Below are 22,517 nucleotides of genomic sequence, written 5' to 3' on the forward strand. Positions count from 1 at the left end.
GCGATCATCGACGTCCGGGGACTGTCAGCCGGCGGCCCGCTCCCCCTCCCGGCCGGGGAAGGTGCCGAGGTCGCCGACGCGGTAACCGTTCGGGTAGCTGCGGATGTTGGGGCTCTGCCGGCCGAGGAGCGGGGTGCGCCTGGCCGGCAGGAGGCGGACGAAGCGGCCGCGCAGCCTGAGGCCGCCGCGCACCACTCGTTCGACGGCCGCGTTCGGGTCCGGGTAGCCGAACGCGGCCCGCAGCGGCGCATCCATCAGACACACGGAAGCCCGGCGCACCGCGCCGCCGAGCGGCCCGGGATACCAGGAGGCCATCAGGTCGAGCGTCGCCTCCGACACGGCGTGGCCCCCCGCGTCGAACCCGAAGTTCCGCCGCTCGTAGTCGTCCATGAGGCGCTCGAAGTCCTCGTACGTCTCGGGGATGTCCTGGATGTTCATGCGCCGGCCGAGCGCCTTGTAGTAGTTCGTGGTCGCGCGGACCTCGTGCGGCGAGTACGGGCGCCACGCGTAGTCGTCCATCCAGCGCTTGGGGACGACGACGAAGGTCGACAGGACGTAGCGGAAGTCGTCGTCGGGAATGTCGTACGCGCGGTGCATCTGGTTCATCCGGCGGATGGCCTCGCGCCCCTCCCCCGTGTCCATGCCGTGCTCCCCGACGGCGTCGAGGATGAGCGCGGTGTCGTCGTACCGCTTCTGCGTGCGCCGGGTGAACTCGCCGGTGCGGCCGAGGAGTTCACCGATGCTCGGCACGGCGTACGTGCGGTACAGGGCGAACCCGAGGGCCTGCATGGTGTCCCAGGGGAACTCGTGGGTGGCGCTGATCCGGTAGATCTCCTGGAAGTCCTCGTCGGGATCGAGCCGCCGGATCTGTCGGGTCCAGTGGTCGCGCCGCATGCTGGTCCTCCCCCGGGCCTTGGCACACGACGGGGCCGTGTCCCCGACGTGCCCGCCGACCCACCTTCGTACGCCCGCCTTCAAGGATCAATACCGACGACACCCGGACACGGGGCACGGGGTGACGGAGGTCACGGAGGCGTGTGGAGCGAACACGGAATGCGCGGGTCCGTCCCGCTGCTGCACGGGTTGTCGGCCGATCTCCGTCCCAGGGACCGGCCTCCCCGTTCTTCGAAAGGCTTCCTGCACCATGCCGCTGGCCCTGCTGGCCCTGGCTGTTGTCGCGTTCGGCATCGGCACCACCGAGTTCGCCACGATGGGGCTGCTGCCCCAGATCGCCGACGGCATCGACGTGTCGGTGCCGCACGCCGGCAATCTCGTCTCCGCGTACGCGCTCGGTGTCGTCGTCGGCGCCCCCGTCCTGACGGGCATCGGAGCGCGTATCCCGCACAAGCGGCTGCTGCTGCTCCTGTCCGGCCTCTTCGTGATCGGCAACGTCGCGTCCGCGCTCGCCCCGAACTTCGGCCTGCTCTTCGCCGCACGCTTCCTCGCCGGTCTGCCGCACGGAGCGCTGTTCGGTGTCGGCGCCGTCGTCGCGTCCCGGCTCGTCACGCCCGACCGGGCGGCCCGCGCCGTCTCGAAGATGTTCCTCGGCCTCACCGTCGCGAACATCGTCGGCGTCCCGGCGAGCACCGCCCTCGGCCAGCACCTGGGGTGGCGCTCCGCCTACTGGGCGGTCGCCGTCATCGGCGGTGTCGCCCTCGCGGCGCTCGCCCTCTTCGTCCCGCACCAGCCGCGTGGCGGGCAGACCGGGATCCGGCACGAGCTGCGGGCGATGGGCAACCGGCAGGTGGTGATCGGCCTGGCCACGGCCGTGGTCGGGTTCGGCGGCTTCTTCGCCGTCTACAGCTACCTGGTGCCCATGCTGACGAACGTCACGGGCATCTCCGACTCCTCGACCACCCTGGTCCTCGCGCTCTACGGCGTCGGCATGACGCTGGGCACGCTGATCGCGGGCCCGCTCACCGACCGGGCTCTGCGGCCCACGCTGTACGCGGGCCTCGCGCTGCTCGCCGCGGCGCTCGTGGCGTTCTACTTCGCGGTCCACAGCACGGTGCCCGCGCTCATCGTCATCGCCCTCGTCGGAGCGCTGGGCTCCCTCATCACGACGCCCGTGCAGATGCTGCTGATGGCCAAGGCGGAGGCGGCGCCGACCATGGCGGCCGCCTCCAACCACTCGGCCTTCAACCTCGCCAACGCGGGCGGCGCCTGGCTCGGCGGCCTGGCCATCTCCGCGGGCTGGGGCTGGACCTCCCCCGCCCTGGTGGGCGCGGCACTCGCCGTGGCCGGTCTCGGCCTGGCCTTCGCGGGAGGCTTCATGGACCGCGGCGGCCGCCACTCCGACGTGGTCGCCTCATCCACGCCCGAGCCGTCGACGCAGCCCGATCAGGTCACGCTGACGAAGCCGTGACCGCGCCGCGTCTCGCCTTGCCACCCCATGGGGCGCCGCAGTCCGGGGACTCGGCGCCATGGGGCGGCCGGGGCGCTTCATTCAACACTGCATTGAGCACGGCATTCAGTACTGAATGCCGTGCCGCGTTCAGTACCGCATTCAGTACTGCTCTGTTTCGATGAACCCGGTGTCCGCCTCCTCGTCGGCGCCGAAGGCGTCGGCGGCCGCGGTCGGGTCGAATCCGGGCGGGCTGTCCTTCAGACCCAGACCCATGCCGGCCAGCTTGGCCTTGACCTCGTCGATCGACTTCGACCCGAAGTTGCGGATGTCGAGCAGATCGGCCTCGGAACGGCCGACGAGCTCACCCACGGAGTGGACTCCCTCGCGCTTCAGGCAGTTGTACGAGCGGACGGTGAGGTCGAGCTCCTCGATCGGCAGGATCAAGTCGGCGGCGAGCGCCTCGTCAACGGGTGACGCGCCCATCTCGATGCCCTCGGCGTCGACGTTCAGCTCGCGGGCGAGACCGAACAGCTCCACCAGCGTCTTACCGGCCGACGCCATGGCGTCACGCGGACGCATCGCCTGCTTGGTCTCGACGTCGACGATCAGCTTGTCGAAGTCGGTCCGCTGCTCGACACGCGTGGCCTCGACCTTGTACGTGACCTTGAGAACCGGCGAGTAGATCGAGTCGACCGGGATGCGCCCGATCTCCTGACCGACCTGCTTGTTCTGCACCGCGGAGACGTAACCGCGACCGCGCTCGACGGTCAGCTCCATCTCCAGCTTGCCCTTGCCGTTCAGCGTGGCGAGGACCAGGTCGGGGTTGTGCACCTCGACACCGGCCGGGGGCGCGATGTCGGCGGCGGTGACCAGACCCGGACCCTGCTTGCGCAGGTACATCACGACCGGCTCGTCCTGCTCCGAGGAGACGACCAGCTGCTTGATGTTCAGGATGAGGTCGGTGACGTCCTCCTTGACGCCCGGCACCGTCGTGAACTCGTGCAGGACACCGTCAATACGGATCGACGTGACCGCCGCACCCGGAATCGATGACAGAAGTGTGCGCCGCAGGGAGTTGCCAAGGGTGTAGCCGAAGCCCGGCTCCAGCGGCTCGATCACGAACCGGGAGCGGAATTCGTCGACGACCTCTTCGGTCAACGAGGGACGCTGAGCAATCAGCATGAAGTGTGTGCCTCCAGTGTTCGGAGTCCGCAATATGACGCCATAGACCCTGCGAAGGGTACGGGCCAAACGGCCGAGTACTTGCCTAGGCGGCCACCGGCACGTCCAGATGTCGCCCGCGGACCCGGAAAACCGGCAGTCGTTCCTCCCGGCTGGAGCCCTTCCGGGACAGGTACCGGCACGTGCCCCGCGGCATGTACACACCACGCCCCCAAGACCCGTGAACTCGCGATCCGTCACGACGAGTTCGGCGCGCGACAGCACCGTTCGGACCCGTCCCGTGATCCGCTTTCTTCGTATGCCGAGTAGTGACATTCATGTGATGCGTCTCGGCGGAAATGGCCTGCTCGGCCGACGGGTCGTAGATCACAATGTTCGCGTCGGCGCCCGGCGCGGGCGTGCCCTTCTTCGGGTACAGGTCTTCGGGTACAGGTCCTCGGGTACAGGTCCTCGGGTACAGGCCGAACATCCGTGCCGGAGAGGCGCAGGCGATCTCGATCCAGCGGCGGCACGAGATGTGTCGTGCGCGGACCCCGCCAGAGCGAGGGACCTGCGGACCTCACCGCGGTAGCGCGGGATCGGTCTCCCCGCGAGCCGGCCGGGCACGCACGTTTCTCGGCGCTTCCGCGCACGGGCCAAACGCCCTCTCAGCCGCCGAAGGGGACATCCCGGCTGGTGGCCATGCGGCGGGTGTTCGGGTGCGCCTCGACGTAGTCCTGGATGTACGAGAGGGGCTCCCGTACGCCGCTGTCATTCGTCCCGCAGCCCTTCGGCCCGCTGACGCCGTCGGGATAGCAGGACATCCGGTTGCCGTAGATCAGCGCGTCCACGGCGGCGCCGCCGGCAGAGTCGGCGAGCAGGGTTTCGGTGCGCTCCCGGTCGCCCGTGCCCACGGTCCAGCCGACCGTGCGGGCGAGCTCTCCGCGGTCCCGGGCCCGACCGCCGGCCTCCAGCTCCTCTCGGATGCCGCCGAACTTGAGCGCCATACTGAACAGGCCGTCGTCCATCACCCGCTGGTTCCGCGCGATGGCCGCCCCGTGCTCGGCGTAGCCGCCTCGGACGTCCGCGTAGGTGCCGCTGTAGGCGACGCCCTCCTTGCTGGTCAGGCTGCCCGTCACATCCTTCCAGCCGCTGCCGCCCTCGGTCCCGTAGAAGCCGTAGAGCACCCGGATGCCCTGACTCTCCAGTTTGGCGCGGGCCAGGTCCCGCAGGGCGGCCGCGGAGCACTGCTTCCTGTCCGGATCACTGCTCTCGCACCAGTCGGGGTTCTTCATGTCCAGCCAGACGAACGACACTTGACGCCCCGCCCGGTGCTCCTTCGCGACCTGGTCGAACATGGCGGCCATCGTGTCGCCGTAGCTGGTGAGGGTGCCGTCGTGGTCCGCCCGCCAGCCTTCCTTCCAGGCCGTGGCGTCGACCTCCAGCGCGTTGGCGCCGTCCCGGAGAGCCGCGGTCACCCCCTGAGTGGTAAGGACCCGGTGGGCGATGGCCCAAGTGGGGCGCTGCCGGCCGGACTCCTCGGCGGGTGCGCCGCCCCGGGAAGCGGCTGCGGCGCCCGCGGTTCCCAGGGCGGCGGTGACGAAGGCCAGGGCCAGCGGAAGCAGTGTCCTGCGGCGTCTGCGTACGGCGCTCATCCGGACGGGGTCCTCTCTGTCGTTTCGGCCGTTGCGGGGAACAGCCCGCTTGCTGTGCCGCGCCTGTGGTGCGGACGAGGCGGGGCAGCAGGCAAAACTCGGAGGAGCCTATGCGGACTTACCGTTCGGTAACCAGCGAGTGTGACGTAAGTAACCGGCCAGTAACCTGGTCCTCGCGGTGCCGCCGGGATTCACTGCACCTCCCCAGCCCGTCCGGACCCCGTTCGCCTTTCCGAGATCGCGTGGGCATCCGACGACGAGGAGACGGAGACACAGGATGCAGTCGCAGGCAATCAGCAGGCGCGCGATGCTCGCGGGGGTCGGCGGCGTCGGCACCGCCGTCGCCCTTGGGGCCTTCGGTCGGCAGGCGCTGGCGGCCGAGGACGGCGTGGCCAAGTTCCCGATACCGGACAAGGCCGAGCTGAACGTGCTGATCACGGGGGACGCCGGCACCGGCGCGCCCGACCAGTTCGCCGTCGCGGCCGCCGCGCGCAAGCTGTGCGAGAAGCGCGGTGTCGACCTCGCGATCGGGCTCGGCGACAACATCTACGAGAACGGCCCCGAGGACGTCCTGGACGACGAGTTCAGCACCAAGTTCGAGGAGCCCAACACGGGCATCGACGTCCCCTGGCTGATGGTGCTCGGCAACCACGACACCAGCGGCGTCATCCCCGGCAGCGGCGGCCGCCCGTCCCGCGGCGACCACGAGACCGCCTACCACCGGCACTCCGCTCGCTGGTACATGCCCGACCGCTACTACTCCGTGGCCGTCCCCCAACAGGCCCCCGTCGCCGAGTTCTTCGCCATCGACACGACGCCGCTCTCCTCGTACGTCCTGCAGACCGACCCCGAGTACCACTGGGACGGTCCCTTCGCCCACAAGCAGCGCGCCTGGCTGGCCGATGCGCTCGCCGCCTCCCGCGCCCGCTGGAAGTTCGTCTTTGCCCACCACCCGCTGCGCAACAACGGCACGCACGGCAATGCGGGCTCGTACGAGGGCATCACCTGCGGCGACTACATGAGCGGGAAGCACGTCAAGAAGCTGTACGAGGAAGTGGTCTGCGGCAAGGCCGAGTTCATCCTCTCCGGCCACGACCACACGCTCCAGATCCTGGACACCGGCGCCGACCACCACGGCACCCAGCAGATCGTCTGCGGCGCCGCCGCGAAGACCAAGGGGAAGGGCGACCAGGCCGAGAACAAGGAGTTCTGGGCGGCCTACGACACCCTCGGCTTCATGACGCTCTCGATCAACGCCGACCGCGTGGTCACTAACGCGTACACCGTGGACCCGGAGACGTCCGACTACCGGCACGCGTACCGCCACACACGAACGGAACGCATCGGAGACTGACCCGGAAAAGGGGTCACCAGGGCCCCATGACGACCCACCTCACACCACGACAGCACGCCACCCGCACCTCCGCCGCCGTCGGCGTCACATCGCAGCGACGAACATCCTGAGACCGGCGGCGCGTGTCAGGCCGGAGGTCTGCCGACCGTCAGGAACAGCCTCGCGGCCGCGTCCCGTACCGGTGCCATACGGCGCGGGGGCGGATGCGGTGAACACGCCCGTTCAGTGGCACCCGCTCACCTATATGGTTCCCGCGGAGATGCGGGCGGCCTTCAACAGGGGTGATCTGTCGGTCATGGCTTCTCACGACGACAGCACACCGGCAGCGGACACCACACGGCGTCGCGTCCTCGGCCTGTCCACGGCCCTGATCGGCGGTGCGCTCACCATGTGTCTGGCGCCCGACGCCACCGCCCACTCTCCTGTTCCGGCCGGCATCGGGTCCGCCGGAACAGGAGCGCAGTCCGCCGGCTCCGACCACCAGCTCATGGGGCCACCCCGGCCCGCTGCCATGCCCCTCCGGCGGCGCTACCGCGTCTCCGCGCGCTACGGAGTGCGCGGCAACTGGCAGGCGGGGCACCACACGGGGATCGACCTCGCGGTTCCTCAGGGAACGCCGGTCTTCGCCGTCCGCGCAGGCACCGTCGTACTCGCCAAGCGGTCAGGTGACTACGGCAAGGCGGTGACCATCAGGATGTCGGACGGCCACTATGCCGTCTACGGACACCTCAGCAACATCCGAACCCGCAAGGGCGCCCGGGTCACCCCTGGCATGCGCATCGCGGACAGCGGCAGCACCGGACGCGCCACGGGTCCACACCTTCACCTCGAAATCCGTGCACGCCGCGGGTACGGCTCGGACGTGAACCCGGTCGCCTATCTGGCAAGGCACGGCGTCCGCCTCACGTGACACCGCACCTATCAGGCCAGATACTGGCATGTCCCCCGCGGCATATACACACCGTGCCCCGCACGCCCCGTGAACTCCCGCTCTGTCACGACCAGTTCGCCCCGCGAGAGCACCGTCTCGACCCGCCCCGTGATCCGCTTCCCTTCGTACGCCGAGTAGTCGACGTTCATGTGATGCGTCTCGGCGGAGATCGTCTGCTCGGCGTGCGGGTCGTAGATCACGACGTCCGCGTCGGCGCCCGGCGCGATGGTCCCCTTCTTCGGATACAGGCCGAACATCCGGGCCGGAGAGGCGCACGCGATCTCGATCCACCGGCGCCGCGAGATGTGCCCGTCGACCACGGCCTGGTGCAGCAGGTCCATCCGGTTCTCCACGCCCGGCATCCCGTTCGGAATCTTCGAGAAGTCGCCGCGGCCCAGCTCCTTCTGCCCGCTGAAACAGAAGGGGCAGTGGTCGGTGGAGACGACCTGGAGGTCGTTCGTGCGCAGGCCCCGCCAGAGCGCCGCCTGGTGTTCCTTGGGGCGGAGCGGCGTTGAGCACACGTACTTGGCGCCCTCGAAGTCCGGCTCCGCGAGGTTGTCCGTTGACAGGAAAAGATACTGCGGACACGTCTCCCCGAACACCGGCAGCCCCTCGTGCCGCGCCCGCGCCAGCTCCTCCACCGCCTCCTGCGCCGACACGTGCACCACGTACAGCGGCGCGCCCGCCACCTGCGCCAGCTTGATCGCGCGGTGCGTCGCCTCCGATTCCAGGAGCGACCTGCGGACCTCACCGTGGTAGCGCGGATCGGTCTCCCCGCGAGCCAGCGCCTGCTCGACCAGGACGTCGATCGCGATGCCGTTCTCCGCGTGCATCATGATCAGGCCGCCGTTCTCACCGGCCCGCTGCATCGCCCGCAGGATCTGCCCGTCGTCGGAGTAGAAGACGCCCGGGTAGGCCATGAACTGCTTGAAGGACGTCACCCCCTCCCCCACCAGCAGATCCATCTCCTTCAGCGTGTCCTCGTGCACATCGGAGACGATCATGTGGAAGCCGTAGTCGATGGCGCACTGGCCGTCCGCCTTGGCGTACCAGGCGTCGAGGCCCTCGCGCAGCGAGCGGCCCTTCGACTGGATGGCGAAGTCCACGATCGTCGTGGTGCCGCCCCAGGCCGCGGCCCGTGTGCCGGTCTCGAAGGTGTCGGCGGCGTAGGTGCCGCCGAAGGGCATCTCCATGTGGGTGTGTCCGTCGACGCCGCCGGGGACGACGTACTTCTGCGAGGCGTCGATGGCGCGCGCGTCCGTCCAGGACGCGGCGGTGTCGCTGCCGGTGGCCGCGAGGGCCACGACGCGGCCGTCCTCGATGAGGACGTCGGCGTGCATCTCGTCGGCGGCGGTGACGACGAGTCCGCCGCGGATGACCGTACGGACGGCGCTCATGTGCTCCTCCAGAGGTGCGGGGGGGGTCAGGGGCGGGTCAGCGGCTCGTACGCCTGCGGGGCGCGGTCGCGGTAGAACTGCCAGCGGTCGCGGACCTCGCGCAGCTTCGCCATGTCGAGCTCGCGGACGACGAGTTCGGGCGCCTTGTCGTCGGCGACCTCGCCCACGAACCGGCCCTCGGGATCGACGAAGTACGACGTGCCGTAGAAGTCGTTGTCGCCGTACTCCTCCACTCCTACGCGGTTGATGGCGGCGACGAAGTACTCGTTCGCGACCGCTGCCGCCGGCTGCTCCAGCTGCCAGAGGTAGCGGGACAGGCCGCGGCTCGTCGCCGACGGGTTGAAGACGATCTGGGCGCCCTCCAGGCCGAGCGCGCGCCAGCCCTCCGGGAAGTGCCGGTCGTAGCAGATGTAGACGCCGATCTTGCCGACGGCGGTGTCGAAGACCGGCCAGCCGCTGTTGCCGCCGCGGAAGTAGAACTTCTCCCAGAAGCCCTTGACCTGCGGGATGTGCGTCTTGCGGTACTTGCCGAGATAGCTGCCGTCGGCGTCGATCACGGCAGCCGTGTTGTAGAGGACGCCCGGCTGCTCCTCCTCGTAGACGGGGAGGACGAGAACGATGCCGTGTTCGCGCGCGAGGGCCTGGAAGCGCTGGACGACCGGCCCTTCCGGGACGGCCTCCGCGTACTCGTAGAACTTCGCGTCCTGCACCTGGCAGAAGTACGGGCCGTAGAACAGCTCCTGGAAGCAGAGGACTTGGGCGCCCTGGGCGGCGGCGTCACGGACCGCCTGCTCATGCACCTTGATCATGGACTCTTTGTCGCCGGTCCATGCGGTCTGGAAGATGGCGGCGCGGATCACGGGGCTCATCGGGACCTCCAAGACAAGACTCTTCGACGGCTCGGACGGTGCTGGGTCGGGTGGTGGCTCAGACGGTAGAGGGCCGGGGGCCCGGTGGCCGAGTCGCAGCGTGTCACGCGTGGCGCCGCGGGCGTTGCACGGTGTCACGGGCCCGACTGCGCGTCGTGCGCGAGCAGGGCCAGATGGACGGACGCGGCCTGCTCGAAGTCGTCGAGGTCGACGCCGAGCAGCGTTTCTATGGACTGGAGGCGGCGGTAGAGGGCGGGGCGGCTCATGTGGGTGAGGTGAGCGGTGCGGGACTTGTTGCGGCCGGTGGTGAGGTAGCCGCGCAGGACCGGGAGGAGCTCCGCGGCCTCCTCGGAGGACAGGATGGCGTCCAACTCCCTTTCCGAGAAGGCCTGTACGCGAGGGTCGTCGCGCAATTGCCGTACGAGGCCGCGCAGTCGTACGTCGCCGATACGGACCACGGAGGGGAGGCCGGGCGGCGCGCCGGTGACGGCGTCGGCGACGTGCAGCGCCTCGCGCAACGCCTCCGGCACGTCCTCCCAGGCGGTACTGGCGGGGCCTGCCGCGACGACGGCCCGCGCGTCGCCGGTCTCCGCGCGCAGCCGGTCGGCGAAGTGCGCGGCGAGGACCTCGGGTGCCTGGTCGCGGGCGAGGCTGAGGAGGACGGCGGTGGAGTGTTCGGCGAGTTCCGCCACGAGGCCCGTGAGGCCCAACAGGCGCAGGAGTCGGTCGATTTGGGCCGGTGACGTGTCGCGCACGACGAGAGGGAGGAAGGTGCGGCGGTTCACCGGGAGGCCCGCCGCGCGGGCGCGGGGCAGCAGGCCGCGGGCCGGTGCGCCGCCCGCGAGCAGGTCGGCGAGCAGACAGCGGGCCGACTGCTCCTCCCAGCTCGGCCCGGAGCCCGACAGCAGGTGGTGCAGCACCAGGGCCTCCGCCGCCCGGTCCGCGAGCAGCCGCCCGGACGCGCCGTCGCCGCGGTGCCCGCACAGGACGACGGAGCCCCAGCGTTCGCCGCGGCCGCCGAGGTCCGCGCGGATCCAGCCCTCGCCGTCGACGCCGCCGGGCTGCCGGGCGATGCGGTCCCAGTCGCGCAACACGTCTTCGACGGCGGGGTGTTCACCGGCGGTGGCGAGGACGCGGTGGGCGAGGTTGGTGAGGACGACCGGGCAGTCGCTGTGCGCGGCGATCTCGTCGAGCAGCCCCTGCAACGGGGCGCCCGCCGTGATGAGGCCGGTGAGTGCGGTACGGATTCCTTCGGAGAGGCTGACGGCCGCGAACTTCCTTCGTACCAGGCGGGATTGCACCTCCTCCGTCAACTCGGCGAAGGGGAAGGGGCGGTGCAGCACCACCATCGGCAGTCCGTGCCGCTCGGCGGCGCGGCGCATTCCCTCCGGGGAGGAGGGGAAGGCGCGGCCGAGGCCCAGGACGATGGCGGATGCCTCCGCGCGGTGCAGGGAGTTGATGTACTCGGCCTGCAGCCGCTCGTCGTCCGCGAGCAGGACGCCGGTGGTGAGGATCATTTCACCGCCGCTCAGCATCACGCCCACGTCCGCGGCCTCGGCCACGTGCACCCAGCGGACGGGGCGGTCGAGGTGGTCGGCCGCGGCGACCACCTCCGGTTGGCCGGCGGCGATGCGGTCCAGGTCGAGTATCTGGCGGACGGAGAGGGTGTGCGTGGACATGTGCGGGGTCTCCTCGTGTGGAGCGGCTACCCGGCGAGCGGTCGCGGGGCTCCGCCCCGGACCCCGCACCTCAAACACCGCAGAGGCTTGATGCGGGAGCAGTCACGGGAACCTCCCCGGAACCCGCACCTCAAACACCGCAGAGGCTTGATGCGGGAGCAGTCGCAGGAACCTCCCCGGGCCCCGCGCCTCAATCGCCGCAGGGGCTTGATTGGGCAGGGCTGGATTTGAGCGCCCGCTCCAAGATGCCCGCTCCCTCCTCCGCCTCCGCCACCGTCAGGGACATCGGCGGAGCGATCCGCAGAACGCTCGAATCGTGGCCGCCGCCCTTGCCGATCAACAGCCCCTGCGCCCGGCAGGACTCGATGACCTGCGCCGCGTCGGGACCGGGGCCGGGCGCCTCCAGCTCGACGCCGATCATCAGGCCGCGCCCCCGCACCTCCCGCACGCCGGGCGCGCTCGCCGCGATGGCACGCAGCCGCTCGATGAGGAGTCCGCCGACCCGCCGGGCGTTGCCCTGGAGGTCGTGTTCCAGAAGGTAGGAGAGGTTCGCGAGGCCCGCCGCCATGGTGATCGGGGAGCCGCCGAAGGTCGAAATGGAGTTGGCGTCAAGGCAGTTCATGACTTCGTCGCGGGCGACGACGCCGCCGATCGACATTCCGTTGCCGATGCCCTTGGCGAAGGTGAGGATGTCCGGCGGGCCGGACTGCGCGTGCGCCTGCCAGCCCCAGAAGTGCTCGCCCGTGCGGCCCCAGCCGGTCTGCACCTCGTCCGAGATCCACAGGATGCCGTGCTCGCGCAGGACGTCGCGGAAGGCGGCGTACAGGCCGTCCGGCGGGGAGGTGAAGCCGCCGACGCCCTGGATGGGTTCGGCGATGAGCGCCGCCACGTTGCCACGGGTCTGGCCGAGCATGTCCCGCAGGTCCGCGACGCAGGCGTCGGTGAACTCGGCGTCGGACAGGTGGGCGTAGGGGCCGCGGGCGCGCACGCCCCCGTGCACGTACAGCGTCTGGAGCGGGGACAGGCTCGTCGGCGACCAGCCCTGGTTGCCGGTGATGCCGACCGCGGAGAACGAGCGGCCGTGGTAGCTGTTGCGCATCGCCAGGATCTGGTTCGAGCGGCGGTACGCGGTGGCGAGCAGCAGCGCCGTGTCGTTGGCCTCGGTGCCGGACGTGGTGAAGAAGACGCGGGCGTCCGGGATGCCCGACAACTGGGCGACGCGCTCGGCGAGTTCGACCATCGGCCGGTTCAGGTAGAGCGTCGACGAGTGGACGATCCGGGAGGCCTGCTCGCTCACCGCCTTCGTGACCTCGGGCAGTGCGTGCGCCGTCATCGTCGTGAGGATGCCGCCGAAGAAGTCCAGGTACTTCTTGCCCTCGGCGTCCCAGACGTACCGGCCCTCGCCGTGCGTGAGCTCGATCGGGTCGTCGTAGTACAGGGCCAGCCAGTCCGGCAGGACATCGCGGTGGCGATCGTGCAGGGAGGCTCGGGAGGGGGTGGTCATCGGCAGCACTCCTTCTTCCTTACGTCTCTGCGCAGGCAGGTCTCCGCCGTCTCTGCGCAGGTACGGTTCCGCCGTATCCCTCTACGCACGTAGAACGGTCGTAGAGGCACGAACGTAAGCCTCATCGGAGGGCTTGCCAAGGGCATCGTCGGCAACCCGCTGGATCGGGGCGGCCCCGACACCCGGGCGGGTGACGGTTCAGGGGCCCAGGCCCGCGACGCGCAGCGCGTGTACCAGGTCCCAGTACCGCTCCTCGGAGACCCGCCGGGCCGCGTCCAGGAGCAGCGGGACGAGTCGGTCGGGGGCGTCGCGCGCGCTGTGGGCGGCCTCTTCGGGTGTGCGGCCGCGGACGTACGCGTCCAGGAGGGTGCGGACCTCGCGGTGCCGGCCGTCCGTGTCGAGCCGGTGCACCGCGGCGCCGAACTCGGTGGGCGGGCTGCCCGTGCCCTGACGCAGCAGCTGCTGCCCGTCACCGGTGCGGCCGGCCGCGACCAGCGCGTCGGCGGCGGCGACCAGCCGGTCAAGCGGCAGCGACCCGGCCTCCCACAGCAGGGTGGCCCAGTCGGCACCGAGCCCGGACCGCGTCAACTCGTGGGCGAGCAGCGGGAAATGGGCGGCAGGCCCGGCGGCCGCGTCCACGAGGACCATGTGTGCCTCGCCGCTGCGACCCTCGGCGCGGCGGCGGGCGAGGAGGGCGACCGTGGCGGCGACGTCGGCGTACGCGGTGGCGTCGACCAGGGGCGGGGCGGGGGCCGCCGCCTCGTCCCGCCCTGGCGCGGCACCGGCGAAACGGGCGCCTGTAGGGGTGGCGGGAGCGGCGGCCCGCGTGGCCGCGACCTCCGTCTCCGGTTCCTCGACGGGCATCCCCGCGAAGCGGGCGCTGCCCCGGGGTCGGCGTTTGCGCGCCTTGGCGGGAGTGGGATTCGGAGTGGGGGCGGCGGCCGGCGCGGGCGCCGGACCCGAGTCCGAGAGCGCAGGGTCGGGGCCCAACTCCTCCAGTCTCGCACCGAGTTCGGCGAGCCGCGCGGTCGCCCGCTCGTGGTCGTCGTGCGCCCATGCCAGGTCGAGGCGGAGGGCGTCCGCCTCCTCCTGGCCGGTGACGGAGTCGAGGCGGGCGCCGAGTTCCTGGAGACGCCGCGCCGCGTACCGCCGCTCGCGCTCCATCACGTCCATCCGGTCGGCGAGCAGCGCGCGCCCGCCCGGCCCGGCGTCGTGGACGCGCGCGGACGCGCGGTACAGAGCGCGGGCACGGGCCGCCTCGCGCTCGGCGTGCTCGGTGCCCAGCGTCGCGGCGAGATCCTTCAGCAGCGCCTCCACCACGTCCCACGGGGGCACCTCACTGCCGTCGAGACAGGCCCGCATGCCCTCGGGGTCCCGCCGCCAGAAAACGCCGCACCAACCGGCGCGCTGGTCGAGCCGGGCGTTGAGGCCATGCAGATATGCCGCGAAGTCCCTCACCCGGTCAGGGAGTTGTCCCACTTCCGCCACGCGCCCCGCCGATCGTCGCACCCTGGTGCCTTCTTGGAGCCTTACGCTCCGGAAGCAAACACCTCGCGTGTTACGGGGGTGCTACGCGCGCTTTTCGGGGTGCGCACCGGCACGCGTCAGGCGGGGATCAGCGCGCAGTGCGTCACCAGTTCGTCCATGGAAAGGCCCAGCTCGCGGGCGAGCGCGGCGACCGTGAAGAAGGCCGGCGTGGGCGCCCGGCCCGTCTCGATCTTGCGCAGCGTCTCGACGGAGACGCCCGCGCCCGCGGCCACCTCCGTCATGCTGCGCCCGACCCGCGCCTCGCGCAGCAGTCGGCCGAGGCGCTCGCCGCGCTCGCGCTCTTCGGGGGTCAAGGGGGTTCGGACCATGCCCCCATGCTACCCGAGACCCCAATTTTTGTACCGGATTTAAATACCGGTATAGTTATTGGAATGGTGGAACTGAAGACGGACACACAGATCGACGCGATGCGGGAGGCGGGGCGGGTCGTGGGCGACGCGCTCACCGCGGTGCGGGAGCACGCGGCCGTGGGCGTCAGCCTGCTGGACCTCGACGAGGTGGCACGCGAGGTGCTGCGCAAGGCGGGGGCGACGTCCCCGTTCCTCGGCTACCGGCCGAGTTTCGCGCCGACGCCGTTCCCCGCGGTGATCTGCGCGTCCGTGAACGACGCGATCGTGCACGGGATCCCGACCGGGTACCGGCTGCGGGACGGGGACCTGGTGTCGATCGACTGCGGGGCGGAGCTGGGCGGCTGGGCCGGGGACTCCGCGATCAGCTTTACGGTCGGCAGGGCGCGGGCCGAGGACGTACGGCTCGTCGAGACGGCCGAGCGGGCGCTCGCCGCGGGGATCGGGGCGGCGGTCGTCGGCAACCGGATCGGGGACATCGCGCATGCGATCGGGGCGGTGTGCCGGAAGGCCGGGTACGGGATCCCGGAGGGGTTCGGCGGGCACGGGATCGGGCGGCGGATGCACGAGGACCCGGGCGTGCCGAACGAGGGGCGGGCGGGGCGGGGCATGCGGTTGCGGCACGGTATGGCCCTGGCCATCGAGCCCATGGTCATCGGTGGTGGCGGGGACGGCTACCACGAGGCGCCCGACGGCTGGACCCTCCGCACGAATGACGGCTCCCGCGCGTCCCACGCGGAACACTCCGTGGCGATCACGGAGGCCGGCCCCCGCGTCCTGACGGCCCGCTAGACCGGGGTTGCGCCCTCGGGGCTCTGCCCCGGACCCCGCTGCTCAATCGCCGCAGGGGCTTAAAAGATCGCCTCAATCGCCGGCGGGGCTTGATCTATCAAGCCCCGCCGGCGATTGAGGCGCGGGGTCCGGGGCAGAGCCCCGTGGCGTAAGGGCGGGCTACCTACCGGGGGAGACGACCATCGCCGAGCCTCCGCCCCGGCGAACCTTCTCCGCCGCCGCGAGCCACTTCCCGCCAGGAAGGCGTTGCACGCCCGTCGCCGCCCCGATCTCGGGGTTCTCCTTGAAGGAGTGGCCGATGGCCTCCAGCTCGGAGCGCAGAGCGCTGTCGTACAGCCCCGGCTCCAACTCCGTCTGCGCCGCATTGCGCTGACTCGCCCGCGGCGCCGCAATCGCGTCGACCAGCGGCAGATCCCGGTCGATGAACCCCGTCAGCGTCTGCAACACCGTGGTGATGATGGTGGCCCCACCCGGTGAACCGACCGCGACCACGGGCCTGCCCGCCTTGTCCAGCACGATCGTCGGCGAGATCGAGGAACGCGGCCGCTTCCCCGGACCCGGCAGATTCGGATCGTGCACCTCCGCGCTCGCCGGCGCGAACGAGAAGTCCGTCAACTCGTTGTTCAGCAGGAAGCCGCGCCCCGGCACCGTGATACCGCTGCCGCCGGTCGACTCGATGGTGAGCGTGTAGGAGACGACGTTGCCCCACTTGTCGGCCGCGGTGAGGTGCGTGGTGTTCTCACCCTCGTACGTCGTGGGCGCCGCCTTGTCCCCGGCCTTGCCGCACGTGCCGGGGTGCCGCGGGTCACCTGGCGCGAGCGGGCTCTTCAGCACCGCGTCGTCCTTGATGAGGCACTCGCGCGAGTCCGCGAACTTCTGCGAGAGCAGGCCCTTCGTCGGCACGTCCTCGAACGCCGGGTCGCCCACCCAGCGCCCCCGGTCGGCGAAGGCCACCCGGCTCGCCTCGATGAAACGGTGCAGGTACTGGACGTCGGACGCCTTGGAAAGGTCGGTGTTCTCAAGGATGTTGAGCGCCTCGCCGACACTCGTGCCACCGGACGAGGACGGCGCCATGGAGTAGACGCCGAGGCCGCGGTACGAGGTCCGGGTCGGCGCCTGGAACTTGGCGCCATACGCCGTGAGGTCCTTCGCCGACAGCTTTCCGGGGCGCGCGTTGTAGCCCGAGGCCGGGTCCACCGGTGGCTTGTTGACCGTCTTCACGACGTCCGCGCCGATACCCCCACGGTAGACCGCTCCCACCCCCTCCCGACCCAACTGCTCGTACGTGCGCGCCAGGTCGGGGTTCTTGAACGTCGAGCCGACCTCCGGGAGCTTCCCGCCCGGCAGGAACAGCTTCGCCGTGTCGGGGAAGTTGCGGAACCGGGCCTCGTTCGACGCGGTCTGCGAGCGGAACGTGTCGTCGACGGTGAACCCGTCGCCCGCCAGCTTCGTGGCCGGCTTCAGTACCGAGCCGAGGCCCCTGCTCCCCCACGCGTCCAGCGCCGACTGCCACGTGGCCGGCGTCCCCGGCGTCCCCACGCTCAGCCCGCTGGTGACCGCATCGTTGAAGGCGAGCGGTTTGCCGTTCTCCAGGAAGAGGTCGGAGCCGGCCGTCAGCGGCGCCGTCTCGCGGCCGTCGATGGTGTGCACCTTGCGGGACTTGGCGTCGTAGTAGACGAAGTAGCCGCCGCCACCGACCCCGGACGAGTACGGCTCGGTCACCCCGAGGGCGGCCGCGGTGGCGACGGCGGCGTCCACCGCGTTGCCCCCGTGCTTGAGGACTTCGATACCGGCCGCGGAGGCGTCCGCGTCGACGCTCGCCACGGCGCCGCCGGAGCCGACCGCCACCGGTTCCTTCACGGGCGTACGCGAAGCGGACGAAGGCGAACCGGACGAAGGCGGAGCCGCGGCACCGACCGCCACCATGCTGCCAAGTGCGGCGAAGACCGACAGATTCCGCACAACTGAACGTCTCATCAGTACCTCCGGTCAACAGGCGTCAGCGCAGCGTAACTTGATCGGTCCGCGCCGTCAGGACCCCCGCACCCTCCCCCTCGAAGCCCGGTCGAACATCCCGCTAGAGTGCGCCCCCATGACTGAAGACGTGCGCAACATCGTCCTCGGCCTGATCGCGGCGGGCATCAGCGCCTCGCTGGGCTGGCTCGCCCGTACCTACCTGTGGAAGCGCAAGCTCCGCAGGAAGCAGGCCTTCTTCGGGCTGCCCGACAACTCCGAGTCGCTGCTCGTCGTGAACCGCGACGCGGGCGGCCCCGAGCTGACGGTGAAGCGCCACGACGTCTTCGCCCTCCTCGAACTCTCCGCGCTCATCAAGGACTGCAACGCGCACGCCCAGGTCGTCGCCCACGACACCGCGCAGCAGGGCTTCGGTGAGCGGACCGAGTTCTGTGTCGGCGGCCCGGCCTCCAACAGACGCATGGCCGCGCACATGGTCAGCCTGCTGCCCGGCATCCGGGTCAACACCGACCCCGAGCCGGGCCCGGACCGCGGCGCCTTCCAGATCGGCTCCGAGCGCTACCGCCTGGAGCCGAGCAGAACCGAGTACGTCCTCCTGGCCCGTCTGACCGCCGGTCCCGCCACCCCCGAGGCGAGGCCGGTCTTTCTGTTCTGCGGGCAGCTGCCGATCACCAACCAGGCCGCCACCCGCTATCTCGCCCGTCACCACGAGCGGCTCGCCCGCAAGCACGGCAACAGCTCCTTCGTCCTGCTCCTGAAGGTCGTGAACTCCGGGGCGTACGGGCCCGACGTCGTCGAGGTGGTCGCCGATGTCACAAAGGCGGCAGAGACCCCGCTGCCCGCCGCGCCGGCCAATGGCGGCGGCCGCGCCGCGCACCGCGCCAAGTAGGCCGTGCCGAAGGGCGCCCAAAACCAAGGAGAGCGGTGCCCCCTTCGCGTACGAATGCGACAAGGGCCCGCTCATCCTCGGCAAGCAGGCACGTCCCGACCGGCACGCGGCAGCTGACCTTCTTCTCGTACACCTGTCAGGCGCGAGCAGTGATCTCCGGCTGCCGCTGGGCGGGAACGGACCGTACTTTCCCTGGCTTCGGCTACTGCGTACCCGGCAGCAGCGTCCCTGGCTCGGCCGGGGCGACATCAGCCGCCTCCGTCTTGGGGTTGCGCCGCTGGCGCTTGGCCACCCGCTGGGCGAACCAGGACAGCACCATGCACATCCCGATGTAGATCGGCGAGATCACCATCACCACAGGGATGAAGGGCAAATCGTAGTCGAGGTTGGAAGCGATCAGTTTTCCGGCGTGGAGGAACTCCTCGTAGGTGATGAGATACCCGAGCGACGTGTCCTTCAGGGCCACCACCAACTGGCTGATGATGGCGGGCAGCATGGCCCGCACCGCCTGAGGGACGAGCACATGCGTCATGACCTGCGTCTTGCGCATGCCCAGCGCGTACGCCGCCTCGCGCTGCCCGCGCTCCACCGAGTTGATGCCGGAGCGGAACACCTCGGCGAGCACGGAGCCGTTGTAGAGCGTCAGGCCGGCGACGAGCGCGGCCAGCGGCTCCATCTTCAGCGCCACGTAGATGAAGAAGATCATTACCAGGACCGGCATGGCGCGGAAGAACTCGACGAACAGCGTCGCGATCCAGCGCACCGGCTTGTGGTCCGAGAGCCGCCCGACGGCAAGCAGCGTGCCGAGCACGAGCGACAGGACGGCAGCCATGGCGAAGGCCTTGAGGGTATTGCCGAGCCCGCGAAGGAGCAGCTCCTGGATGCCCGTGTACTCGAAGGGCATCCACTTCGTGTACGTGAACTGGTCGGTGTCGAAGAGCAGGTACAGGATCCAGCCGACCAGGGCGAGCACGATGAGCGTCGAGACGGCGCCGTACATCTTGTGCCGGCGTTCGGTCTTCGGGCCCGGGATGTCGTAGAGGGCGGTGGCGTCGTGCCGCAGGGCCTTCATCGGGCGAACCCCCAGCGCTTCTCGAGGAAGTTGAACAGGGCGCTGATGGCGAGGGTGATGATCAGGTATCCGATCGCGATCCAGATGAAGGTCCAGATGATGTTGTAGCCGAGCTCGCTGAGCGTCTTGTAGGTGCCGAGCAGCTCGACGACGCTGAAGGCGCCCGCGATCGCGGAGTTCTTGGCGAGCGCGATGAGCGTGGAGCCGATCGGCGGGATCACGGACCGGAAGGCCTGCGGCAGGATCACATGCGTCAGGGTCTGGCCGAACGTCATGCCGAGGCTGCGGGCCGCCTCGCCCTGCCCCTTGGGCACCGTGTTGATGCCGGAGCGGACCGCCTCGCAGATGAACGCCGAGGTGTAGCAGCCGAGCGCGAGGATCGCGAAGACCGTGAACGGCAGGACGAGCCCGAACCGCGGCAGTCCGAGAAGCACCGCGAAGAACAGCAGCGTCAGCGGGGTGTTGCGCAGCACGGTGACCCACGCGGTGCCGAAGGCCCGGAAGGAGCCGACGGGCGCGACCCGGAACGAGGCCATGAGGAACCCGAGCACCAGCGCCAGGATCGAGGCGAAGACGGTGAGCTCGACGGTGCCGAGGAAGCCTTTCCAGTACAGCTCGATGTTGTCGGTCAGGACATTCATGGGACGCCTCCTCAGTTCGCCGGGTAGCGGTCGATGGCGGGCGGTTTCGGGGCGGGCTCTCCGGACAGGCCGAGCGTCGCCTCGTACGCCTTCTTCCAGTCGCCGTTCCTCTGGCGGGCCTCGAGCGCGTCGTTGATGGCGAACCGCAGCGCGTTGTCCTTCTTCGGGACCCCGATGCCGTACGGCTCCTCGGAGAACGGCTTGCCGACGAGTTTCATCTCCTCGGGCACCTTGGCCGCGTAGCCGAGCAGGATCGCGTCGTCGGTGGTGACCGCGTCGACCTGGTAGGTCAGCAGGTTGTCGACACAGATCGAGTACGTGTCGTACGCGACGAGCTCGGCCTTCGGGTAGTCGGCCTTGATGCGCTGGTACGGGGTGGAGCCGGCGGCCGAGCAGACGCGTTTGCCCGCGAGGTCGTCGGGACCCTTGATGTCCTTCTCGTCGGTGCGCACGAGCAGCGACTGTCCCGCCATGTAGTACGGGCCCGCGAAGCCGACGATCTTCTTGCGGAGGTCGTTGATGGTGTACGTGCCGACGTAGTAGTCGATCTGCCCGTTCTGCAGGGCCGTCTCGCGGTTCGCCGACGCGATGGTCTTGAAGCGGATCTTCTTCGGGTCGAGGCCGAGGGAGGCCGAGACCATCTTGGCGATCTCGATGTCGAAGCCGGTGTACGTGCCGTCCGCGGGGTTCTTCTCGCCGAGGTAGGGCTGGTCCTCCTTGGCACCGACGATGAAGTGACCGCGCCTCTCCGCCTTCTTCCACGTCGGGGAGTCGGGCAGCGAGAAGCCCCGGGCGATCTTGTACTGGGGGAGCTCGGCGGCCGATGGGCCCTTGACGGGTGGGCTGCCCTCCTTGCCACAGGCGGTGGCGGCCAGGGCCGTCACCGCCAGGGCGGCGAGCAGCCGTAGCGACTTGGCGATCATGTGCTGGTGCCCTCCCCCGGTCAGTGCTTCAGGATCTTGGAGAGGAAGTCACGGGCGCGCTCGCTCTCCGGGTGGGTGAAGAACTCCTCGGGGCTGCGGTCCTCCACGATCTTCCCGTCCGCCATGAAGACGACGCGGTCGGCGGCGGTGCGCGCGAAGCCCATCTCGTGGGTGACGACGACCATCGTCATGCCGTCGCTCGCGAGTTGCTGCATGACCTCGAGGACCTCGTTGATCATCTCCGGGTCGAGTGCCGAGGTCGGCTCGTCGAAGAGGAGTGCCTTGGGATCCATGGCGAGGGCGCGGGCGATGGCCACGCGCTGCTGCTGTCCACCGGAGAGCTGCGCGGGGAACTTCTCGGCTTGCGCGGCGAGTCCGACCCGCTCCAGGAGTTCCCTGGACCGCTTGTCGGCCTCGTCCTTCTTCCGCTTCCTGACCTTCAGCTGGGCCAGCGAGACATTCTGCAGCACCGTCTTGTGCGCGAAGAGGTTGAACGACTGGAAGACCATGCCGACTTCGGCTCTGAGCTGGGCGAGCGCCTTCCCCTCCTCGGGGAGCGGCTGTCCGTCGAGCCGGATCGCGCCGGACTCGATGGTCTCCAGACGGTTGATCGTCCGGCAGAGCGTCGACTTGCCCGACCCCGAAGGGCCGATGACCACCACCACCTCCCCCTTGCCGACGGTGAGGTCGATGTCCTGGAGGACATGCAGCTCCCCGTAGTACTTGTTCACGTCTCGCAGCTCGATCAACGGATCGACGGCCATCGGCAGTCCCTGCCCACTTTCAGCTGTGTCGGTCCGCGCAAACTATCCACGCTTACATGGGACTTAACAGACGACACGCACTTATGGGCATTAACCGTATTTGAGGCTCAACTATGCGGCGACGTGCACGGGACTACGACTCGGCCGCCTCCGCGTAGAACTGGGAGAGCTCCGGGGCCCCGCTCGCCGCCCACTCGTGCCCGGCCTCCACGACGTCGATCTCGCGGCCCGACGCGAGCCGCACCACGGGCTGCCCGTTGCCCCAGATCACCCAGGTGGCGCCCGACACGTGCCGCACCATGACCGAGCCGAGGTAGAGACCCGCGTCGTTGCCCAGCCAGTGCAGCGTGTCCTCGTCCTCCCGCCAGCGCGGCACGAGTTGGTCGAGGGCCTCCAACGACCGGACCGACTCGTCGAGTTCGACCCCCGCGTCATCGGCCTGGGAACGCAACAGCTCGCACTCGGAAAGGAGTTCGACGAGCCCGCTCTCGCTCTCGTCGCCCTCGTCACCGGTCGGGAACACGGCGACACCGCGTGCCGGACCCTGCTTCTTGCGCCAATTCGCCGCGAAAGGGATCTTCATATTGCCCAGATTGGCATCCGGGCACCTGCCCGCACCACAGGCGCGCGGAGGCGGCGCCGCGCGGAGTTCAGGAACCGGACACCGGCC

General features: G+C 70.0%; 20 protein-coding genes and 1 pseudogene. 5 read left to right on the forward strand and 16 right to left on the reverse strand.

The features are described 5' to 3' along the window. Nucleotides 1-24: 24 nt before the first annotated feature. Entirely contained in the window at nucleotides 25-894 is an 870-nt protein-coding gene (locus tag ACIRHA_RS11860; RefSeq protein WP_403843313.1) for an oxygenase MpaB family protein, read from the reverse strand. Nucleotides 895-1,144: 250 nt separating this feature from the next. Between ACIRHA_RS11860 and ACIRHA_RS11865 the strand changes: the two genes are divergently transcribed. Next, nucleotides 1,145-2,365, forward strand: a complete 1,221-nt coding sequence (locus ACIRHA_RS11865; protein WP_403843316.1) for an MFS transporter — start codon at nucleotides 1,145-1,147, stop codon at nucleotides 2,363-2,365. A 141-nt stretch (nucleotides 2,366-2,506) separates the two neighbouring features. On the opposite strand, the gene ACIRHA_RS11870 is transcribed toward ACIRHA_RS11865, so the two are convergent. The 3 genes and pseudogenes from ACIRHA_RS11870 to ACIRHA_RS11880 all read right to left on the reverse strand — a co-directional run bounded on the left by ACIRHA_RS11870 (nucleotide 2,507) and on the right by ACIRHA_RS11880 (nucleotide 5,163). Further along, the gene (locus ACIRHA_RS11870) at nucleotides 2,507-3,529 is read right to left on the reverse strand and encodes a DNA-directed RNA polymerase subunit alpha (RefSeq protein WP_403843319.1); all 1,023 of its coding nucleotides are present in this window, start codon (nucleotides 3,527-3,529) and stop codon (nucleotides 2,507-2,509) included. Between the two features lie 169 nt (nucleotides 3,530-3,698). Continuing rightward, nucleotides 3,699-4,049 (reverse strand): annotated as a pseudogene (locus ACIRHA_RS11875) (hypothetical protein); the annotation flags it as partial. A 127-nt stretch (nucleotides 4,050-4,176) separates the two neighbouring features. Further along, nucleotides 4,177-5,163 carry a phospholipase gene (locus ACIRHA_RS11880; RefSeq protein WP_403843322.1) on the reverse strand — a complete coding sequence of 329 codons (987 nt, stop codon included), beginning with the start codon at nucleotides 5,161-5,163 and terminating at the stop codon, nucleotides 4,177-4,179. A gap of 277 nt (nucleotides 5,164-5,440) precedes the next feature. Between ACIRHA_RS11880 and ACIRHA_RS11885 the strand changes: the two genes are divergently transcribed. Both ACIRHA_RS11885 and ACIRHA_RS11890 read left to right on the forward strand, forming a co-directional pair. Next, nucleotides 5,441-6,517 carry a metallophosphoesterase gene (locus tag ACIRHA_RS11885; RefSeq protein WP_403843324.1) on the forward strand — a complete coding sequence of 359 codons (1,077 nt, stop codon included), beginning with the start codon at nucleotides 5,441-5,443 and terminating at the stop codon, nucleotides 6,515-6,517. A 295-nt stretch (nucleotides 6,518-6,812) separates the two neighbouring features. Further along, complete coding sequence (locus tag ACIRHA_RS11890) at nucleotides 6,813-7,427, forward strand: M23 family metallopeptidase (protein WP_403843326.1); 615 nt, start codon at nucleotides 6,813-6,815, stop codon at nucleotides 7,425-7,427. Between the two features lie 11 nt (nucleotides 7,428-7,438). On the opposite strand, the gene hydA is transcribed toward ACIRHA_RS11890, so the two are convergent. The 6 genes from hydA to ACIRHA_RS11920 form a co-directional block, all read right to left on the reverse strand. Then, complete coding sequence (gene hydA / locus ACIRHA_RS11895; RefSeq protein WP_403843327.1) at nucleotides 7,439-8,845, reverse strand: dihydropyrimidinase; 1,407 nt, start codon at nucleotides 8,843-8,845, stop codon at nucleotides 7,439-7,441. A 26-nt stretch (nucleotides 8,846-8,871) separates the two neighbouring features. Beyond that, the gene (locus ACIRHA_RS11900) at nucleotides 8,872-9,714 is read right to left on the reverse strand and encodes a nitrilase-related carbon-nitrogen hydrolase (RefSeq protein WP_403843330.1); all 843 of its coding nucleotides are present in this window, start codon (nucleotides 9,712-9,714) and stop codon (nucleotides 8,872-8,874) included. A 134-nt stretch (nucleotides 9,715-9,848) separates the two neighbouring features. Beyond that, complete coding sequence (locus tag ACIRHA_RS11905; RefSeq protein WP_403843332.1) at nucleotides 9,849-11,393, reverse strand: PucR family transcriptional regulator; 1,545 nt, start codon at nucleotides 11,391-11,393, stop codon at nucleotides 9,849-9,851. A 190-nt stretch (nucleotides 11,394-11,583) separates the two neighbouring features. Further along, nucleotides 11,584-12,897 carry an aspartate aminotransferase family protein gene (locus ACIRHA_RS11910; protein ID WP_403843334.1) on the reverse strand — a complete coding sequence of 438 codons (1,314 nt, stop codon included), beginning with the start codon at nucleotides 12,895-12,897 and terminating at the stop codon, nucleotides 11,584-11,586. Nucleotides 12,898-13,095: 198 nt separating this feature from the next. Then, complete coding sequence (locus ACIRHA_RS11915) at nucleotides 13,096-14,355, reverse strand: hypothetical protein (RefSeq protein ID WP_403843337.1); 1,260 nt, start codon at nucleotides 14,353-14,355, stop codon at nucleotides 13,096-13,098. A 146-nt stretch (nucleotides 14,356-14,501) separates the two neighbouring features. Next, nucleotides 14,502-14,753, reverse strand: a complete 252-nt coding sequence (locus ACIRHA_RS11920) for a helix-turn-helix domain-containing protein (RefSeq protein ID WP_403843339.1) — start codon at nucleotides 14,751-14,753, stop codon at nucleotides 14,502-14,504. 63 nt (nucleotides 14,754-14,816) lie between these two features. On the opposite strand from ACIRHA_RS11920, the gene map reads away from it, so the two are divergent. Continuing rightward, entirely contained in the window at nucleotides 14,817-15,584 is a 768-nt protein-coding gene (gene map / locus ACIRHA_RS11925) for a type I methionyl aminopeptidase (RefSeq protein WP_403843341.1), read from the forward strand. A 159-nt stretch (nucleotides 15,585-15,743) separates the two neighbouring features. On the opposite strand, the gene ggt is transcribed toward map, so the two are convergent. Then, entirely contained in the window at nucleotides 15,744-17,561 is a 1,818-nt protein-coding gene (ggt, locus tag ACIRHA_RS11930) for a gamma-glutamyltransferase (RefSeq protein WP_403843343.1), read from the reverse strand. Nucleotides 17,562-17,676: 115 nt separating this feature from the next. On the opposite strand from ggt, the gene ACIRHA_RS11935 reads away from it, so the two are divergent. Then, nucleotides 17,677-18,447, forward strand: coding sequence for a hypothetical protein (locus tag ACIRHA_RS11935; RefSeq protein WP_403843345.1), 771 nt, complete (start codon nucleotides 17,677-17,679; stop codon nucleotides 18,445-18,447). 202 nt (nucleotides 18,448-18,649) lie between these two features. Here the strand turns inward: ACIRHA_RS11935 and ACIRHA_RS11940 are convergent, their stop codons facing one another. From ACIRHA_RS11940 to ACIRHA_RS11960, 5 genes are all read right to left on the reverse strand, one after another. Next, entirely contained in the window at nucleotides 18,650-19,519 is an 870-nt protein-coding gene (locus ACIRHA_RS11940; protein WP_403843348.1) for an amino acid ABC transporter permease, read from the reverse strand. After that, on the reverse strand, nucleotides 19,516-20,160 hold the full coding sequence (locus tag ACIRHA_RS11945) for an amino acid ABC transporter permease (RefSeq protein ID WP_403843350.1): 645 nt from the start codon (nucleotides 20,158-20,160) through the stop codon (nucleotides 19,516-19,518). Before ACIRHA_RS11945 ends, ACIRHA_RS11940 begins: the two co-directional genes overlap by 4 nt. Nucleotides 20,161-20,171: 11 nt before the next feature. After that, on the reverse strand, nucleotides 20,172-21,083 hold the full coding sequence (locus tag ACIRHA_RS11950; RefSeq protein ID WP_403843354.1) for a glutamate ABC transporter substrate-binding protein: 912 nt from the start codon (nucleotides 21,081-21,083) through the stop codon (nucleotides 20,172-20,174). A 20-nt stretch (nucleotides 21,084-21,103) separates the two neighbouring features. After that, nucleotides 21,104-21,847 (reverse strand): amino acid ABC transporter ATP-binding protein, encoded by a 744-nt coding sequence (locus ACIRHA_RS11955; protein WP_403843357.1) that lies wholly within the window; start codon nucleotides 21,845-21,847, stop codon nucleotides 21,104-21,106. A 133-nt stretch (nucleotides 21,848-21,980) separates the two neighbouring features. Next, nucleotides 21,981-22,430: a DUF6278 family protein gene (locus tag ACIRHA_RS11960; RefSeq protein ID WP_403843359.1), complete on the reverse strand. Its 450-nt coding sequence runs from the start codon at nucleotides 22,428-22,430 to the stop codon at nucleotides 21,981-21,983. Nucleotides 22,431-22,517 lie beyond the last annotated feature (87 nt).

This window comes from Streptomyces sp. NPDC102360 (assembly GCF_044766085.1).
In the GTDB taxonomy this organism is placed as follows: Bacteria; Actinomycetota; Actinomycetes; order Streptomycetales; family Streptomycetaceae; genus Streptomyces.